This is a genomic window from Janthinobacterium sp. 61 (genome assembly GCF_002846335.1).
Taxonomy (GTDB): Bacteria; Pseudomonadota; Gammaproteobacteria; order Burkholderiales; family Burkholderiaceae_D; genus Janthinobacterium.
Window position 1 is genome coordinate 4,242,709 of record NZ_PJMQ01000001.1, and the last position, 18,385, is coordinate 4,261,093.

The following is an 18,385-nucleotide window of genomic DNA, read 5'->3' on the forward strand; positions in this document are numbered from 1 at the left end:
GCAGCGCGGCTTACTCGATCTGGATTTGCGACAGGGCCTTGTCTTGCGCTTCTTTCGCCTTGCGCTTGAGGTCGAGCGCGTAGCGGTTGCCCTTGTCCATGCGCAACACGGCATTCGCGTTGGCAATGGCACAGTCGTATTTGCGCTGGCTCATGCAGTGGCTCGCTTCCGACAGGCTCTCCGTGATCACGCTTTCGAGGCCGGAAGCCTTGTTGGCGGGGGCGGCTGGCGGTGCTGCCTTGACAGGCTTGGCCGGCTTTTCCACGACCGGGGCTGGCGCTGGTGCTGGCGTTGGTGCAGGCTCGGGGGCGGGCGCAGGGACGGCAACCGGTGCGGGCGCCGGGTTGGGCGCCGCTGGCGTCACGGCAGGCTCCGCCGCCGTGGCGCCATCGAACACAGGGTCGCTGATGACCAGCGGCTTCTCGGCGGCAGGCGCAGCTTCCTTCTGCACGGTGGGCACGGGTGCCGGCGGCGATGCTGGCGGCTTGCTTGACAGGAAATAATAGCCGCCTGCACCGCCCAGCAGCACTAGCGCTGCGACGGCTGCGGCAATCAGCTTGAAGGGGCTGCCACCCGGTGGGTTGTCGGCTGGCGCTTCGGACACGCTGGCGGCTGCGGCAGCGGGTTCTGGTGCGGGCGCGGGGACAGGTTCTGGTTCTGGTTCTGGTTCTGGTGCGGGTGCGGGTGCGGGTGCGGGTGCGGCGTCAGGCTGGCGCTTTTCCAGCACGGGCGGCGGCGCCGGTGCGGTGACAGGTTCCACCACTGGCGTCGGGACAGGTTCAGGCACGGGCTCGATGGCGGGTGCAATGACGGGTTCCGGCAGAGGCGGCGGCACCGCTGCGGCGACGGGCGCCACGGCAAAGCTGAACGCGCACTTGGGGCAGAATCTGGCATCGGCCTTGCAATCATGGCCGCACTGGCCACAGGATTTGCCTGGCACCGGGGCGGCAGCGGGTGTGGCAACGGCAAACGTCGTGCCGCAGGAAGAACAGAATTTTGCGCCCGGTTTATTCTCGGCCTGGCAGGAAAGGCATTTCAATTGGCATCTCTTTTCATATCAACGCTGACGCCGTACGCCTTTATCGCTTGCCAGAATGGCAGCTTTGTTGCCGTACGGCTAAATATTCAACGAGTATATTTTCAAACACCAAGTTGCCACAAGAGAAAATTGCCATTTGCTCTATTCAATTTTTAAATATTAGTAAAAATCCAGCCGCCAGGGAGGTGCCGCGCACCATCTTGGTGCGCAGAGAGCAAAAAACCCGGCAACGCATATGCGTTGCCGGGTTTTCAGGCTATGCCCGAGGCGCCGAGGACAGTTTACTTGCGTCCGCCCCGTGCCGGCGCGGCATGGCTACCCTTGGCGGGCGGCTTGCTGCCACGGCCCATCGGCACGGCGGCCGGCTTGGCCTTCGTCTTGATGGTCGACAAGATCGATGGCCGCACCTTCGACTCGGCAGCCGACGCCTTCGGCGCCGCTGCCGTACCGCCCAGGGCGATGCGGTTCTTGCCCGGCGTGACCTTGAACTTGTCCGGCGTGCCGGCACCATGTGTCTGGCGGCTGCGTTCGCCTGCGGCCAGGCCGCCCGACTCGGACGAGGTCCAGGCAGGAATCAAGTGCTTGTCGCCATTGCCGATCAAGTCGCCACGGCCCATGTTGACCAGCGCTTCGCGCAGGATCGGCCAGTTGGCCGGGTCCTGGTAGCGCAGGAAAGCCTTGTGCGTGCGACGGATCTTGCCGCTGCGCGCCGTTTCCACCACTTCCGAGTCTGCCGTGACCTTGCGCAAAGGATTCTTGCGCGTGTGATACATCGTCGTGGCCATGGCCATCGGCGTGGGCATGAAGGTTTGCACCTGGTCCAGCTTGAAATTGTTCTTCTTCAGCCACAGGGCCAGGTTCAGCATGTCCAGGTCCGTCGTGCCCGGGTGGGCAGCGATGAAGTACGGGATCAGGTACTGCTTCTTGCCCGCTTCCAGCGAGAAACGGTCGAACATTTCCTTGAACTCGTCATACGCGCCGATGCCAGGCTTCATCATCTTCGACAAAGTGCCCTCTTCCGTGTGCTCGGGCGCGATCTTCAACAAGCCACCGACGTGGTGCGTCACCAGTTCCTTCACGTACTCGGGCGAACGCACGGCCAGGTCGTAGCGCAAGCCCGAGCTGATCAGTACTTTCTTGATGCCGGGAATGGCACGCGCCTTGCGGTACAGGGAAATGAGCTTGCTGTGGTCCGTGCCAAGGTTGACGCAGATGGACGGATACACGCACGACAGGCGGCGACACGACACTTCGATCTCTTTTTCCTTGCAAGCGAGGCGGTACATATTCGCCGTGGGACCACCCATATCGGAAATGGTGCCCGTAAAGCCTTTGGTTTTATCGCGGATATGCTCAATCTCGCGCAAGATCGACGGTTCCGAACGGCTCTGGATGATGCGCCCTTCATGCTCGGTGATCGAGCAGAAGGTGCAGCCACCGAAACAGCCGCGCATGATGTTGACGGAAAAGCGGATCATTTCCCAGGCCGGGATATGCGCCTTGCCATAGCTCGGATGCGGCGCGCGCGCGTAATTCATGTCGTACACGCCATCCATCTCGTCCATGGCCAGCGGCAGCGGCGGCGGATTGAGCCACACATCGCGTTCGCCGTGCGCCTGCACCATGGCACGGGCATTACCGGGATTCGATTCCAGGTGGAACACGCGCGAGGCGTGCGCATACATGACGGGGTCATCCTTGACGACGTCGTAGGCGGGCAGGCGCACGACCGTCTTGTCGTGCTTTTCCTTGGCCATGGCCAGGCGCTCTTCGCGGCTCATGATGCGAATCGGCTTGATGACTTCGGCCGATTTCGAGGCATTTTCCGTAGCGCAGGCGGTCTTGTCTTCCTGCACCATCTCGTACGGGCTGTAATGCGGGTCGATCTTGCCGGGCACGTCGACACGGGTGGAATTGTGCACGCCCCAATCGTCGCCGGGCAACCAGCCGGACGGCACCATGAAGGCCGTGCCGCGCAAGTCGCGGATATCCTTGATCGATTCGCCGGCGGCGAGGCGGTGGGTCAGGTCGACCAGCGCCCGCTCGGCATTGCCGAAGATCAACAAATCAGCCTTGGAATCGGGCAGAACGGAACGGCGGACCTTGTCCGACCAGTAATCGTAATGGGCGATGCGGCGCAGGGACGCTTCGATGCTGCCGATGACGATGGGCACGTCGGAATACGCTTCGCGCGCGCGCTGGGCGTACACGGTGACGGCACGGTCCGGGCGCTTGTTCGGTTCGGCATTTGCCGTGTAGGCGTCGTCGGAGCGGATCTTGCGGTCGGCCGTGTACTGGTTGACCATGGAATCCATGTTGCCGGCGGTAATGCCGTAGTACAAACGCGGCTTGCCGAGGATGCGGAACGCTTCGGCCGACAGCCAGTCCGGCTGGCTGATGATGCCGACGCGGTAACCCTGCGCTTCGAGCAGGCGGCCGACGAGGGCCATGCCGAAACTCGGATGGTCGATGTAGGCGTCGCCCGTGACGAGGATGACGTCGCACTGGTCCCAGCCCAGCACGTCCATCTCGGCACGCGACATCGGCAGGAAAGGCGCCACGGCAGCGCGGGCAGACCGCTTGGGAACGGTCGCAAATAAATTGGTAGGGGAGCTCATAGGGTACGGATTGTACCGGAATTGGCCATTTCCAACCTGACGGCCTGCTTTTTACTGTTGGATTTTCGTATAAAAAACGTTTATTTTTCAATCACTTGGGGAAATGTGGCCCTTTCCCGCAGGAACGGGCCCGGCATTTCTCAAAACTTGCTTAAATGCCCATATTGGCTAAAATTTCACCCAATTCACGTAAGGCCGGCTCGAGTTTAGGATGCTTGACGGCAAACTTGGCCGACAATTCCTGGCTGCGCTCGGCCAGTCCATAGGTGGTCGACTCTTCTTCCTGTTCCTGCGCGGCGCGCTTTTCCATCAGCAACTTGATGTCGACATCAAGTTTTTGCAGCAAACCATGCAGTTCTTCATCGACGGGGCCGCTACTTGCCAGTGTCGAATGCAGCTGTTGCAGCGATTCCTTGAGTTTGCTATCCATATCTTTTTCCTGTCAGTCAGTAAATTGCGTGTCCAGGTACAGCTGTTCCACCTTGCTCCTGGCCCACGGGGTCTTGCGCAAAAACTTCAGGCTCGACTTGATGCTGGGATCGCTGATGAAGCAATTGATATCGATGTGCTTGGCCAGGCCGTCCCAACCGTAGTGGGCGTGCAGGCGCGTCACGATACCTTCCAGGGTAATGCCATTCAAATCTTGCTGACTCATATACTCTTTCAACTGCCTTCTTATTTACATCTTACTCAATTCTACGCCGCCGGCACGGAAAGCTTGCGTGCGCCATGTCAACGCAGCGCAAGCTTCAGATGAGAACGGGTTACTTCGCGTTCAAGCCCCGGCGTTCCAGCAGCGGTTCCACGGTGGCGTCGCGGCCGCGGAAGTCACGAAACAGTTGCAGCGCATCGACACTGCCGCCGCGCGACAGCAATTTGCTGCGGAACCAGTCGCCATTCTTGCGCGTCAGGCCGCCGTTTTCCTTGAACCAGTTGACCGATTCCGCGTCCAGCTTTTCCGACCACAAGTAGGCGTAATAAGCTGCCGAATAGCCGCCCGAGAAGCTGTGCGAGAAGTAGCTGGTGCGGTAGCGCGGCGGCACGGGCGCGTAGTCGACGCCCGCATCCTTCAAGGATGCCGCTTCAAAGGCCAGCACGTCCGTCGGGATCTGGCTCGGCGCCAGCTGGTGCCAGCGCTGGTCCAGCAGGGCCGCCGACAGATATTCCGTCGTCATGAAACCCTGGTTGAATTTCTTCGCTGCCGTGACCTTGTCGAGCAATTCCTGCGGCATGGCCGCGCCGCTCTGGTAGTGCTTGGCATAGTTTTGCAGCACTTCCGGCCAGACGGCCCACATTTCATTGACTTGCGATGGATACTCGACGAAGTCGCTCGGCACGCTGGTACCGGCGAAGCGCGGGTATTTTACGTTCGAAAACATGCCGTGCAGCGCATGGCCGAATTCGTGGAACATGGTCGTCACTTCATCGAAGGTCAGCAAGGTCGGCTGGCCGGCGGGCGGCTTCGGAATATTCAATTGATTGGCGACGACGGGATGCGTGCCCATCAACGACGATTGCGACACGTATTCATTCATCCATGCGCCGCCATGCTTGTTGCCGCGCGCATAGAAGTCGGCGATGAACAGGGCCAGCGGCTTGCCGTTCGCATCGAGCACGTCGTAGACGCGCACGTCCGGGTTGTACACCGGTAGATCAGTACGCTGTTTGAAGCTGATGCCATACAGTTTATTGGCGGCAAAGAACACGCCGTTGTTCAGCACGCTGTTCAATTCCAGGTACGGTTTCAGCTCGTTTTCATCAAAATTGAACCGTTGCTTGCGCAGCTTGTCCGTGTAGATGGCCCAGTCGGCCGCTGCCACCTGGAAACCGCCCTTTTCCGCATCGACCACTTGCTGCAGGTCGGCCGCTTCGCGGCGCGCATTGGCGACGGCCGGTTTCGCCAGTTCCGACAGCAAGGTGTTGACGGCCGTGGTGGTCTTGGCCGTCTGGTCTTCCAGCGAATACGCGGCGTAGTTGGCATAACCGAGCAGGGTGGCCCGCTCGGCGCGCAGTTTTGCCAGCTTCAGCACGATGGCGCGGTTGTCAAACTCGCCGCCCTGGCTGCCGCGGTTCAGGGACGCATCCATCAGGCGCTGGCGTGTCTTGCGATCCGTCAATACGGCCAGCGGCGGCTGGCCACTGGTGTTGACCAGGGCGATGAGGAACTTGCCCGTCAAGCCGCGTTCCTTGGCTGCCGTGGCGGCCGTATCGATATCGCTGTCCGTCATGCCGGCCAGCTCGGCGCGTGTGTCGACGACGATGCTCTTGGCATTCGTTTCCTTCAGCACGTTTTGCGCAAAAGCCGTTTCCAGGCCCGCCTGCTCGGCGTTGTAGGCTTTCAATTTTTCCTTGTCCGCATCGGACAGCTTGGCGCCGGCGCGCACAAAATCGGTGTGGTAGCGTTCCAGCAAGCGCAAGGATTCGGCATCGAGGCCCAGCTTGTCGCGCTTGGCGTACAGGGTGTCGATACGGGCAAACAGTTTCGGGTTCAGGGTGATCGCGTCGCCATGCGCGGCCAGTTTTGGCGACACATCCACTTCCACCGCTTCCAGCACGCTGTTCGTGTTGGTCGACGTCATGTTGCTGAAGATGCTCTGCACGCGGTGCAGCAGCTGCCCCGTGCGCTCGAGGGCCACGACGGTGTTTTCAAACGTGGGCGCCTGGCGGTTGTTGGCGATCGCATTGACTTCGGCCAGCTGGCGTTTCATGCCTTCGGCAAACGCCGGCGCGTAGTGGCCATCCTTGATCAGGCCGAACTGCGGCATCTGGAATGGCAGCGGACTGGCTTTGAGCAAAGGATTCTGGGCGCTGATGGCGGCGGCGGGTGCGGCGGCGGCGGCCAGGGCGGAAGGAGCGGCGTGGGCCAGCATGACGCTGGCGGCGATGACGAGCAGTTGTGGACGGATCATGACATCTTTCAGGAAGCGCGGGGAAGAACCGCGATCGCGTCGCGGGCCAGTGGCAGATCATAGCAGCCTGTCACACAGGCGTCATCCAACAGGGGCGATCCTGTGGTGCATCCCGCAAAATGCGCGGTTTACCACGGTTTTCAATCAACATCGCCAAATAAAAAAGGCTGCCGATCGCTTGGCAGCCTTTTTCATTGACCCGGCTTTGAGGCCGGGAATGACGCGGTTTACTTGCCGTTCAAGCCACGGCGTTCCAGCAGCGGCTCGATCTTCGCATCACGGCCGCGGAAGTTGCGGTAGATGTCGAGCGCATCGGCACTGCCGCCGCGCGACAGCAGTTTATTGCGGAACCAGTCGCCGTTCTTGCGCGTCAGGCCGCCGTTTTCCTTGAACCACTCCACCGTATCGGCATCGAGCTTTTCCGACCACAAATACGCGTAGTAGCCGGCCGAATAGCCGCCCGCGAACGCGTGCGAGAAATACGTGGTGCGGTAGCGCGGCGGCGCCGGGGCAAAATCGACGCCCGCGTCCGCCAAGGCGGCTTTCTCAAACGCCAGCACGTCGGTGGGGATCTGTGCCGGGGTAAGCTGGTGCCAGCGCTGGTCCAGCAGGGCCGACGCCAGGTATTCCGTGGTTTTATAGCCCTGGTTGAAATTGTCTGCCGCCGTCACTTTCGCCAGCAGTTCCGCCGGAATGGCCGCGCCCGTTTGATAGTGCTTGGCGTAGTTTTGCAGCACTTCCGGCCACAGCGCCCACATTTCATTGACTTGCGACGGGTATTCGACAAAGTCGCGCGGCACGCTGGTGCCGGCGAAGCGCGGATATTTCACGTTCGAGAACATGCCGTGCAGCGCATGGCCGAATTCGTGGAACATGGTGTTGACTTCATCAAACGTCATCAGGGTCGGCTGGCCCGCTTCCGGCTTCGGAATGTTGAGATTATTCGCAATCACCGGCTTGCGGTTCAGCAAGCTTGACTGGCCCACATAGGCATTCGCCCAGGCGCCGCCGCGCTTGTTGCTGCGCGCGTAAGGATCGAGCGTAAAGATGGCCAGCTGCGTGCCGTCTTCGTTGAAGACGTCATACACCAGCATGTCGGCCGTGTAGACGGGCAAATCGGTGCGCTGTTTGAAGGTGAGTCCATACAATTTTCCAGCGGCAAAGAACACGCCCTTGGTCAATACGCTGTGCATTTCAAAGTACGGTTTTAATTGCGTCTCGTCGAAGTTGTAGCGTTCGGCGCGCACCTTGTCGCTATAGAAGGCCCAGTCGGCGGCGCCCACCTTGAAGCCGCCTTTTCCCGCATCGATGACCTTTTGGATATCGTCCGCTTCACGGCGCGCATTGACGACGGCAGGCTTGGCCAGCTCGCCCAGCAGGGCGTTCACGGCGGTGGTGTCGTGCGCCGTCTGGTCTTCCAGCGAGTAGGCAGCGTAGTTCGGGTAGCCCATCAGCGCGGCACGTTCGGCGCGCAGTTTTGCCAGTTCCAGCACTTCCTGGGTATTGTCGAACTCGCCGCCACGGCTGCCGCGCGCCTGCGAAGCGGCCATGATGCGTTCGCGCACGGCGCGGTTGGTCAGCAACGACAGCGGCGCCTGGCCCGTCGTGTTGACGAGGGCGATCACATATTTTCCATCCAGGCCGCGCTTCTTGGCCAGGCCGGCAGCCACTTCGATGGCGGCCGGCGACAGGCCGTCCAGTTCTTCACGTGTGTCGACCACAACAGCCGAAGCGTTCAATTCCTTCAGCACGTTCTGCGCGAACTTGGTCGACAGGGCGGCCAGCTGGCCGTTGTAGGCGCGCAGCTTTTCCTTGTCTGCCGCCGACAGCTTGGCGCCCGCGCGCACGAAGTCCGTGTGATAGCGCTCCAGCAGGCGTTTCGATTCGGCATCGAGGCCCAGCTTGTCGCGCTTGGCGTACAGGGTGTCGATGCGTTGGAACAATTTGTCGTTGAGCATAATCGCGTCGCTGTGGGCCGCCATCTTCGGCGCCAGTTCGCGTTCCAGGCCCTGGATCGTCTCATTCGTGTTGGAGCCGGACATCACGGAAAACACGGTGCGCACGCGGCCCAGCAACTGGCCCGAGCGCTCCATGGCCACGATGGTGTTGTCGAACGTGGCCGGCTTCTTGTTATTCGCAATCGCCTTGATTTCCGCCAGGTTGGCGGCCATGCCTGCCGTAAAGGCGGGCGCGTAGTCGGCGTCCTGCACCTTGTCGAACGGTGGATAGTGGAATGGCAGGCTGCTGGCCTGCGCAAACGGGTTCGAAGCGGGCAGTGCAGCCGCCGCGGTAACGGCAGTGGTTGGCGCGGTGTTGGCGGTGGCGGCAAAAGCGGCGGCTGGCGCCAGCATCAGGCTGGCGGCGATGACGAGCATTGTTGGACGGGTCATGTCTTCTTTCAAGAAACGCAAGAGAGCCGCGATTGTGTCGCGGGCCAACCTGAAATAATAACAGCCTGAAACACTTGCGTCACCAGCAACTACCGATGGTAGCGATGCGCCCATATATGAAAGGTTTTCCTGCCCTCCGCACCACGATGCCGATTTAGTAATGCGGCGGGCGTTCGTTGACCAGTCCGCCATTCGCCTGCTGCGCCCCGTCGCGCACGTGTTCGCCCAGCTTGTGCAGCATCGCTTCCAGCTGGTCGATGCGCTTGCCCTGCTGGTACACCATCTGGTTCAGCGACTCGACCAGGTCTTCCTGCTGCGCCAGCTTGATTTCGATATCGACGAAACGTACTTCCATCTGTTCTGCATTGTCCATGGTGTTCTCGGTGATTCCTGACTGAAAGCGGCATTCTACCGCCGCAGCGGCGTAAGCCAGGACAAACTCCATCCATTCGCCGCCAGGCGGGTCCCGATTTCTGTGTATTCTTCCTGCATGGGCTCAACAGCAAGGCCGCCGTGGCCGCCTACATGAGCGAAATTGTCGCCACCGGCAACGCCGAACTGTTCCAGTCGGCCATGAACGACGTGGTGCGTGCCTATGGCATGGGCAAGGTGGCGGCCCGGGCCGACATCACGCGCGAAGGCGCATATAAAGCCTTGCGCGAAGGTAGCAAACCGCGCTTCAAAACCATTTTAAAGATGCTCGATGCGCTGGGCATGCAGCTGGCCATCGTGCCAAAAACCACGCCGGACGGCGCCGTGGAAGCCTGAACGCCGCTTACACTTTCGGCGTGGCCAGCAAGGCCTTCATGCGCGCCAGACGTTCTTTCGGCGAAATGATTTCCGACTCCGTCGGCACAGCGTCGCCCACGTCAAGTTGCATTTCTTTGATGAAACGCGACGGGTCGCAATGGACTTGCTCGCCGGCCCGCTTGCGCTTCTTGCACCAGGTGACGTGCAAGGTGCGCTGGGCCCGCGTGATACCCACATACATCAGCCGGCGCTCTTCCTGGATGCGCGCGGCGATGGTTTCGGCCGGCGCGTCGGGGTCGCCCTTGTGCGGCAAAATACCCTCTTCCACGCCCACCAGAAACACGTGCGGGAATTCCAGCCCTTTCGAGGCGTGCAGGGTGGACATGCGCACGGCATCCTGCTCCTCGTCCTTGCCCTCCAGCATGGTCATCAGGGCCACCATCTGCGTCAGTTCCAGCACGTTCTTTTCTTCGCCGTCGCGGTCCTTGCCGCCCCTGCCCCGTTCCTTGAGCCAGTTGACGAATTCAAGCACGTTCTGCCACTTGCTTTGCGCTTGCCGTTCCTCGAAAGCATCGTACAGATATGACTCGTAGTGGATTTCCTTCATCATGTCGTCCAGCACTTCGGCCGCGTTGTCGCCGCTGCCGGCCGCGCCGGGACGGCTGGCGCGCGATTCGAGGTCGTTGATGAAGTTGCAGAAATCGCGCAATGGCCCCAGCTGGCGGTCCGTCAGCTTGGCCTCGATGCCGCCTTTAAAGACGGCCTGGAACAGCGAACACTGCCACTGGCCAGAGAACGCGCCCAGCACCTCCAGGGTCGACTGCCCCACGCCGCGGCGCGGCGTCGTCACGGCGCGAATAAACGCCGGGTCGTCGTCTTCGTTGGCCAGCAGGCGCAGATAGCTGATGATGTCCTTGATTTCGGCCTTGTCGAAGAAACTCTGGCCGCCCGAAATCGTGTAGGGAATGCGTTCCTTGCGCAAGCATTGCTCGATGATGCGCGCCTGGTGGTTGCCACGGTACAAAATGGCGTAATCGGAAAATTTGTTCTTGCGCTCGAAATGGTCGGCCGAGATCATGATGGCCACTTGCTCCGCCTCCTGCTCGTCCGTCTGCATGCCCAGCACCTTGATCGGTTCGCCCAGGCCATGTTCCGACCACAGCGACTTTTCAAACAGTTTAGGATTGTTGCCAATCACGGCGTTGGCCGCATTGAGCACGCGCATGGTGGAGCGGTAATTCTGCTCCAGTTTGATCACGCGCAAGTCGGGGAAGTCCGTTTCCAAGGTCTTCAGATTTTCCACGGTGGCGCCGCGCCAGGCATAAATGGCCTGGTCGTCGTCGCCCACGGCCGTAAACATCGGCTTCTTGCCGATGCCCGTCACCATCAATTTCACCAGTTCGTACTGGCAGGTGTTCGTATCCTGGTATTCGTCGACGAGCAGATAGCGCAAACGGCGCTGCCACTTGTCGCGTACGGGTCCGTTGTTGCGGAACAGTTCCACGGGTAAGCGGATCAGATCGTCGAAATCGACGGCCTGGTAGGCGGAAAGCGTTGCCACATAGCTGCGGTAGATGCGCGCCGCGTTCGCTTCGTCCTCATCCTTGGCTTGCGCCAGCGCCATGTCGGGGTCGATCAAGCCGTTTTTCCACAGCGACATGGCGTTCTGGATGCCGCGGATCACCTGTTTATCAGTGGTAATGGCGAGGTCTTGCACGAGGGAAAAACAGTCGTCGCTATCCATGATGGAAAAGCGGTCTTTCAAGCCCACGCCATTGGCTTCCTGGCGCAGGATTTTCACGCCCAGCGAGTGGAAGGTCGACACCGTCAGTTGCTTGGCCTGGCGTGGTTGCTTGAGCAGCTTGGCGATGCGTTCCTGCATTTCCAGCGCCGCCTTGTTGGTAAAGGTCAGCGCGGCGATGGTGCGCGGGTCATAGCCCCGGTCTTCGATCAAATGGGCGATCTTTTGCGTGATCACGCGTGTCTTGCCCGAACCGGCGCCCGCCAGCACCAGGCAAGGGCCGTCGAGGTAGGTGACCGCTTCGCTTTGGGGCGCATTCAGACCGAACTGTGGTGCTTTGGACATCAGGGTATTTCCGCAGGGAACAGCAGCCCATTGTAACAGCGTCGCACCCGCCATTTGCACGGCAAGGTCTGCGTGAAAAACAGGCAATGGCATTGATATCTCGCCAATTGCCGCCATCTTGGGACATGCAATGCGTGCGGCGATGCCAGCGCTGGAGTACCATTCCGCCTATATCGCCCGTGCGCGCCCACTTACCGAATGGCAGTCCCATGAAATTTGAACATTTGATTGAAATCAACGATCCGCTCAACCCGCTGATCGACACCCTGAGCCTGGAACAGGTCTGGCGCGGCCTGGTCTTGCGCGCCGAGTCGCCCAAGCTGTTCGTACCCCACCTGGACGAGTGCCAGATCAGCGAGCGCAGCGATGCCGGTTTCGCGCGCAGCCTGCGCTATGGCGAACTGGTCATCAACGACAGGGTCGTGCTGGTGCCGCAACTGCAAGTGCGTTACGAAGTGCCGGCGCAAAAGGATATCAGCGCCTCCTCGCTGGTGATGACCATCGAGATGCCCGACGAGGCCAGCCTGTGGGTGCGCTTCCAGTACGACGACGGCCACGACGCGGCCACCGATGCGGCCAACGCCCTGTACGACGACTTCCGCCGCTCTGCCTACAAGGAGTCCGACATCGACACCGTGCGCATCATGCGCGAGCTGGCGCTTGAGGGACGGCTGGATGCGGGCTTGCTGAATTAAGCTCGCGCGCTGCGGCCCCACAACTGGTCAGGGCGAAACTGCAGCCCCGCCTGCTCCGCGCTGAGCACTTCGCGGATGGCGTGCAAGTCCACGCGCGTATCGCGCCGCAGCGGCACATCGAGGCGCGCGCCGCGGGGGCCGATCAGCGACTGCACATGGGGCGTGGTGGCATTCAAGCCCTTGCGCGTGACAATGCCGATTTCTCCATTCAACAGTTTGACGAAGGTGCCGACGGGGTAGATACCCAGTTCGCGCACCAGCAGGGAAGCCAGCGGCGCATCCAGGGTGGCCTTGTCGGCCATCAGCATTTCGCGCAGGGCCACGTTCGGCAGCATGGGCTGGCGGTAGCTGCGCTTCGATACGCGCGCGCAATAGCGGTCAGCCAGCATGATCAGGCGGGCGCCGATGCCGATCGCCTCGCCTTGCGTGCCCAGCGGATAACCGCTGCCATCGATATTTTCATGGTGCTGCAACACGGCTTGCAGCCAGACGGCGTCCGTGACGCCGTCCGAGCGCAGCAAGTCGACACCCGCTTGCGGATGGGCACGCAAGTAGGCGCGCTCCTGTGCGTCCAGCGGGCCCGCCTTGTGCTGGAAATCCGCATGGCGTTCCAGCATGCCCACATTCATGCTCAGGGCGGCCAGCACCACGCTGCGGATCACGCCCGCATCGAGTTTCAGGGCACGCGCCAGGAGGGCCGTGATGACGGCCGTGTCGACGCTGTGGCGCACGGCAAAGTCGCCCGCGCCCTGGTTGTGCAGAATGCAGGCCAGCGCCACGTCGGCGTCCAGTACAACGGCCTCTTCCACCAGCTGCGCCAGCGACGCCAGCGATGCATGGCTGCCCGCCTGCCCGGCGGCAAGGGCCGGCAAGACCAGCGCCAGTCCTGCCGTGGCGAGGTTCAGCATGCGCAGGGCCGATGGCGCTTCCGTCGCCGTGCGCGGCAGGTCGGCACTGGTATCGGCGATGACGCCGCGCGCCAGCAGCAATTCGATCTGGTTCTCGCTGCTGATGACATGGCCCAGCCTGGCCAGCAAGCCGCCCGTCTCGCTATGCACGTCCCAAGGCAGAGCTACGCCCAGGGCGAGTTCTCCCGCGTAAATGCGCCGAATTTTCACATCGTCTCCGTCATCGCTAGCCGCTCCCCTTTTTACCATCGGGTGCTCGTGGGCATGAACCAATTGAAATGTTTTTTGCTTTTAATCAATATTCCAATGTGGCAGCGATCATCGCGCAATCATGTGAGCTTGTCTACAAAATTATGTAAAGAATAAAATTGCATCAGACGCCAGGCGAGCAATCGGCGCAGCCGGGCGCGTGTTCCGGGTCTTTTTCCAGGTGCAGCGCCAGCTCGCGCAAGGCCGTACGCACGCCTTCCTCGATGACGGGGTGGTAAAACGGCATGTCGAGCATGGCCGGCACCGTCAGCTGCGCCTGGCATGCCCAGGCCAGCAAGTGGCTCAAGTGTTCCGCCCGCGGACCTATCAGCTCGGCACCGAGAAAGCGCTTGCTGCCAAACTCCGCATACACGCGCAGCAAGCCCTGGTTTTGCAGCATGACGCGACTGCGGCCCTGGTTGCCAAACGACACTGCGCCCACGGCGAAGCGGCCCGCATGGCTCAAGCACAGTTGCTGGTAAGAGGCGCCCAGGGTGGCGATCTGCGGCTCCGTGAAGGCGATGGTCAGGGGCGTGCGGCGCAAGCCCGGTATGACGTCAGGAAAGCGCGCCGCGTTGTCACCCGCGATACGGCCCTCGTCGGCTGCTTCGGGCAACAGCGGCAAGGCATTGTCGGCATCCCCGGCGATGAAGATGGCGCTCTTGCCGCACTGCATGGTATGCGGGTCATGCAGGGGAATGCCATAGCGGTCGAGCTCGATTTGCGCCGTTTCCAGGCCGATTTGATCCACATTCGGACGGCGGCCGATGGCGGCCAGCAGATACTCGAACTGCTCGGTTTTTTCCTCGCCCGCGCCATCGCGGCTGGTCAGCAGGATGCCGCTGCCATCCGGGTTTTTCGCCACATGCGCCACGCTGGTCTGGAAGCGGATGTCCAGTTCGCGCGCCAGCACGGCGCCGGCCTCTTGCAGCACCAGCGGGTCCGTCAACTGCGCGACTTTATTGCCGCGTGCAAACAGGGTCACGCGCACGCCCAGGCGGGCCAGCGCCTGGCCCAGCTCCAGGCCGATCACGCCGCTGCCGACCACGGCCACGGAGCTTGGCAAGTCCGTCCATTCGAACACGGCGTCGCTGGTGATAACACGCTCGCCCGCCGCCTGCCACTCAGGCGGCACGATGGGTGTGGAACCGGTGGCGATGACGACGCTGGTGGCCTCGACCATCGTGTGTTCATCCACCTGCAATTTGCCGGGCGCGATGAAACGCGCATGGCCGCGCAGTTTTTCTTCCTCGGGGATGGCGTTGACGCCGTCGAGCACGAAGCCCACAAAGCGGTCGCGCTCGCTGCGCACTCTGCTCATCACTTGCTGGCCGTCGATGCGCACTGGGCCCGGATGCACACCGAAGCCGGGCGCGCTAGCGACCGCATGGGCCGCCTCGGCCGCCGCGATCAAGAGTTTGCTGGGCATGCACCCCACGCGCGCGCAAGTCGTGCCGTACGGCCCGCTTTCGATCATCAGCACGCGCTTGCCCTGCATGCGCGCCGCCCTGTGCGCCGTCATGCCAGCCGTACCGCTGCCGATCACGGCCACATCCACTTGTATCGTTTTCATCGTGCCAGTCATCCCTGTCAGATTGCTCATGGCGTTCCATACTACCCGTTTGGCGAAAATAAGGTTTTACTTTGCAGCAATATATGCATTAGTATAACTAATCATTTTCAAAATTTATAAGCTGAGCTAATGGGATCACTCGATTATCGCGCACTGGCCGTGCTGGACGCCGTGGCCAGTCATGGCAGTTTCGACAAGGCTGCCCTGGCCTTGGGCATCACCCAGTCTGCCGTCTCGCAGCGTATCAAGGCGCTGGAAGACGCCAGCGGGCGATTGCTGATCATCCGTGGCCAGCCAGCCGTGCCGACGGGCCTGGGCCAGCGCCTGATCGTGCATCACCGCAACGTCAAGCTGATGGAAGCGTCGCTCGACATCGACCTGGGCAACAGCGTCAGCATGCCGGAAATCGCCGTCGCCATCGATACCGACAGCCTGGCCACCTGGTTCCCGGACACCTTGCCTGCCCTGCTGGCGCCGCCGCGCTGCCAGCTCGATGTGCGCCTGGCCGACAGCGATAGCGCCTTGCAAATGGTGCGCGACGGCTCCGTGTTTGGCTGCGTGGCAGCCGAGTCCGGCACAGCGCTGGACGCGGCGGCGGCCACCAGCGTCACGCCGCTGGGTACCTTGCGCTATGTCTGCGTAGCCACGCCCGTGTTTGCGGGCCACTGGTTCGGCGATGGTTTCAGTGACGAGGCGGTGCAATTGGCGCCCGCCGTGGTGGGCCAGCACGGCTTGCTGGCGCGTTTCCTCGCTGAACAATTGGGCCTGCGTGAAGCGTTTCCGCACCACACCTTGCCCGTGGAAGCAGCGCGCCGTAGCTGCATCCAGGATGGCCTGGCCTACGGCCTGATGCCGCAGCGCCTGGCCGCGCCAGCGCTGGCGACGGACAGACTCGTCGATCTGATGCCGGGCAGCACCCTGGACGTACCGCTGAGCTGGCATGCCTGGACCCTGGACACACCATTTACCAAGCTGCTGTCGGAGCAGATCGTCAAGTCGGCGCGCGACTACCTGCAGTAATTTAAATATCCAGCGGGTCCACTTCCAGCGACCATTTCACGCGCGTCTTCATGGCGCGCAACGCACTTAACCATTCTTTCAAGAACGCCTGAAGCGCGGGCCGCGAGCTCGCTTCGAGCAGCAACTGGGCACGGTCCACGTTGTAGACGCGCGTCATGCTCATGGGAATCGGGTCATTGATGGTCACTTGCGGGTGTTCCATGCACTCCTTGGCCGCCTGCAGAAATTCGATGGCCGTGGCCAGTTCCGGCGCCTCGGCGCGCAGCAGGGCCTGGAACAGATAGGGCGGCAGCGCTGCCTGCGCCCGCTCTTCCAGCAAGGTCGTGGCGAAATGGTCGTAATCGTGGTTGACCACGGCGTCGTACAACGGATGGCGTGCATAGCGCGTCTGGATCAGCACCTCGCTGACGCTGCCGCCCTCCGTCTGCGCAGCGCGCCCGGCCCGGCCCGCCACCTGCATCAATTGCGCGAACAGCCGCTCGCTGGCCCGGTAATCTTGCGAAAACAGGGCCGTGTCCGGGTTCAAAATGCCCACTAAAGTCAGCTTTTTGAAATCGTGGCCCTTGGCCACCATCTGCGTACCGATCAGAATATCCACTTCGCCCCGGTGCACGGTGTCGAACGCTTCCTGCGCACTGCCCTTCTTGCGCGTGGAATCGGCATCGATACGCAAGATGCGCGCCTCCGGAAACAATTGCTGCAAACCCTCTTCCACCCGCTGCGTGCCCCGCCCCAACGGTTGCAAATCGACGTTGCCGCAAGTGGGGCAATGGCGGGGAATGCGCAATTCCAGGCTGCAATGGTGGCAGCGCAAGCGGTGTTCGGGCTTGTGCAGCACCATGAACGAGGTGCAGCGCGTGCAATTGCTGATCCAGCCGCACGATTCGCAGCAGATCACCGGGGAGTAGCCGCGCCGGTTCAGGAACAGCAACGACTGCTCGCCCCGCTCCATGCGCAGCTTCAAGGCGGCTACCAGATGCGAAGTCAGCCCATCTTTCGGCCGGTCGCGTTCCATATCGAGTATCTTGACACGCGGCAACACCGCATTCTTGACGGCCCGTTCGCGCAATTCGAGCTTGCGATAGCGCCCCGTCTGCGCGTGGTGCCAGCTTTCCAGCGAGGGCGTGGCCGAACCCAGCACGATGGGAATCTGCAATTGCCAGGCGCGCCACACAGCCAGGTCGCGCGCGGAGTAGCGCAAGCCTTCCTGCTGCTTGTAGGACGGATCGTGCTCTTCGTCGATGACGATCAACTTGAGATGCGGCAAGGAGGCCAGGATGGCCAATCGCGTGCCGAGGATGATGCGGGCCTGGCCCTGGTGAGCGGCCAGCCAGTGCAGCATACGTTCGCCTTCGGACAGGCTGCTGTGCAGGGTCGCCAGCATGACGCCGGGAAAGCGCGCGCGGATATTGCCTTCCAGCTGGGGCGTCAGATTAATTTCCGGCACCAGGATGAGGATTTGCGCCGCCTCGTCGCGCGCCAGCACCTGGGCGCAGGCTTGCAGATACACTTCCGTCTTGCCGCTGCCCGTCACGCCGTACAGCAAGGTGGGCTTGAAGCCTTGGGCGCCGCCGATGGCGTCCGCCGCCTCTTGCTGGGCGGCATTGAGCGCCGGCATGTTCAGCGGCGTGCCGTCGTGCACGTCGGCCAGCTTGGCCAGCTTCTTGATGGCGCGGTCCAGCGCCACGGTGGTCAGCACGCGCAAGTTCTTCGGCAAGCCCGGCAAGGCCACTTCCCCCAGCGGACGCTGGTAGTAATCGGCGGCAAAGGCGGCCAGCGCCAGCCACTGCTCCGACAGCGGTGCCAGCTGGCTGCGCACGGCCAGCACGTCCTTCAATTTCGCGGCGGGCACGTCGCTACTGTCGGACACGCCGACGATCAGCCCCATCACTTCGCGCCGGCCGAACGGCACCAGCGCCAGCTGCCCCACTTGCGGCAACGCTACGGCAACGTCCGCGCCGGCGTCCGCACCTGGATCTACCGCCGCGTTCCAGCGGTAGTCGAACAGGGCGTTCAGGGGCGTGTCGAGCGCGATTTTCAGGATGCAAGACGTCAAAATGCACTGCGACATGGGGAGTTGGCCTATCTTAATAAAAAAGCGCGCAGCAAGGTCAATGGTGCGGCGGGATGTCAGGCATCAAGCCAGCG

General features: G+C 61.9%; 14 protein-coding genes and 1 pseudogene. 3 read left to right on the top strand and 12 right to left on the bottom strand.

Features of this window, described 5'->3' with window-relative positions; all coding sequences use genetic code 11:
* Positions 1-10: 10 nt before the first annotated feature.
* The 8 genes and pseudogenes from CLU92_RS19240 to CLU92_RS19270 form a co-directional block, all read right to left on the bottom strand.
* On the bottom strand, positions 11-856 hold the full coding sequence (locus CLU92_RS19240; RefSeq protein WP_257561126.1) for a hypothetical protein: 846 nt from the start codon (positions 854-856) through the stop codon (positions 11-13).
* Positions 857-931: 75 nt separating this feature from the next.
* Positions 932-1,039, bottom strand: a pseudogene (locus CLU92_RS28500) (zinc-ribbon domain-containing protein); the annotation flags it as partial.
* Positions 1,040-1,320: 281 nt separating this feature from the next.
* Positions 1,321-3,582: a YgiQ family radical SAM protein gene (locus CLU92_RS19245; RefSeq protein ID WP_218973501.1), complete on the bottom strand. Its 2,262-nt coding sequence runs from the start codon at positions 3,580-3,582 to the stop codon at positions 1,321-1,323.
* 226 nt (positions 3,583-3,808) lie between these two features.
* Positions 3,809-4,087: a DUF4404 family protein gene (locus CLU92_RS19250; RefSeq protein WP_070219601.1), complete on the bottom strand. Its 279-nt coding sequence runs from the start codon at positions 4,085-4,087 to the stop codon at positions 3,809-3,811.
* A gap of 12 nt (positions 4,088-4,099) precedes the next feature.
* Complete coding sequence (locus tag CLU92_RS19255; RefSeq protein ID WP_071326083.1) at positions 4,100-4,312, bottom strand: VF530 family DNA-binding protein; 213 nt, start codon at positions 4,310-4,312, stop codon at positions 4,100-4,102.
* Between the two features lie 109 nt (positions 4,313-4,421).
* A complete protein-coding gene (locus CLU92_RS19260) occupies positions 4,422-6,566 on the bottom strand; it encodes a M3 family metallopeptidase (protein ID WP_101483207.1) in 2,145 nt (714 codons plus the stop codon).
* Between the two features lie 227 nt (positions 6,567-6,793).
* Positions 6,794-8,956 (bottom strand): M3 family metallopeptidase, encoded by a 2,163-nt coding sequence (locus tag CLU92_RS19265; RefSeq protein WP_257561127.1) that lies wholly within the window; start codon positions 8,954-8,956, stop codon positions 6,794-6,796.
* 154 nt (positions 8,957-9,110) lie between these two features.
* Complete coding sequence (locus CLU92_RS19270; protein WP_034753936.1) at positions 9,111-9,329, bottom strand: SlyX family protein; 219 nt, start codon at positions 9,327-9,329, stop codon at positions 9,111-9,113.
* A 113-nt stretch (positions 9,330-9,442) separates the two neighbouring features.
* Here CLU92_RS19270 and CLU92_RS19275 point away from each other — a divergent pair, with 113 nt between their 5' ends.
* A complete protein-coding gene (locus tag CLU92_RS19275) occupies positions 9,443-9,724 on the top strand; it encodes an addiction module antidote protein (RefSeq protein WP_257562611.1) in 282 nt (93 codons plus the stop codon).
* 7 nt (positions 9,725-9,731) lie between these two features.
* Here CLU92_RS19275 and CLU92_RS19280 read toward each other — a convergent pair whose 3' ends face one another.
* Positions 9,732-11,792, bottom strand: coding sequence for a UvrD-helicase domain-containing protein (locus CLU92_RS19280; protein WP_101483210.1), 2,061 nt, complete (start codon positions 11,790-11,792; stop codon positions 9,732-9,734).
* Between the two features lie 209 nt (positions 11,793-12,001).
* On the opposite strand from CLU92_RS19280, the gene CLU92_RS19285 reads away from it, so the two are divergent.
* Positions 12,002-12,487 carry an SRPBCC family protein gene (locus CLU92_RS19285; RefSeq protein WP_101483211.1) on the top strand — a complete coding sequence of 162 codons (486 nt, stop codon included), beginning with the start codon at positions 12,002-12,004 and terminating at the stop codon, positions 12,485-12,487.
* On the opposite strand, the gene CLU92_RS19290 is transcribed toward CLU92_RS19285, so the two are convergent.
* Both CLU92_RS19290 and CLU92_RS19295 read right to left on the bottom strand, forming a co-directional pair.
* Entirely contained in the window at positions 12,484-13,605 is a 1,122-nt protein-coding gene (locus CLU92_RS19290) for an HD-GYP domain-containing protein (RefSeq protein ID WP_257561128.1), read from the bottom strand. The two genes, CLU92_RS19285 and CLU92_RS19290, sit on opposite strands and share 4 nt — an antisense overlap.
* A gap of 163 nt (positions 13,606-13,768) precedes the next feature.
* A complete protein-coding gene (locus tag CLU92_RS19295; RefSeq protein WP_101484783.1) occupies positions 13,769-15,217 on the bottom strand; it encodes a dihydrolipoyl dehydrogenase in 1,449 nt (482 codons plus the stop codon).
* 129 nt (positions 15,218-15,346) lie between these two features.
* Between CLU92_RS19295 and CLU92_RS19300 the strand changes: the two genes are divergently transcribed.
* Positions 15,347-16,237, top strand: coding sequence for an ArgP/LysG family DNA-binding transcriptional regulator (locus CLU92_RS19300; protein WP_101483212.1), 891 nt, complete (start codon positions 15,347-15,349; stop codon positions 16,235-16,237).
* A gap of 1 nt (position 16,238) precedes the next feature.
* Here the strand turns inward: CLU92_RS19300 and CLU92_RS19305 are convergent, their stop codons facing one another.
* Positions 16,239-18,308 (bottom strand): primosomal protein N', encoded by a 2,070-nt coding sequence (locus tag CLU92_RS19305; RefSeq protein ID WP_101483213.1) that lies wholly within the window; start codon positions 18,306-18,308, stop codon positions 16,239-16,241.
* Between the last annotated feature and the right edge of the window lie 77 nt (positions 18,309-18,385).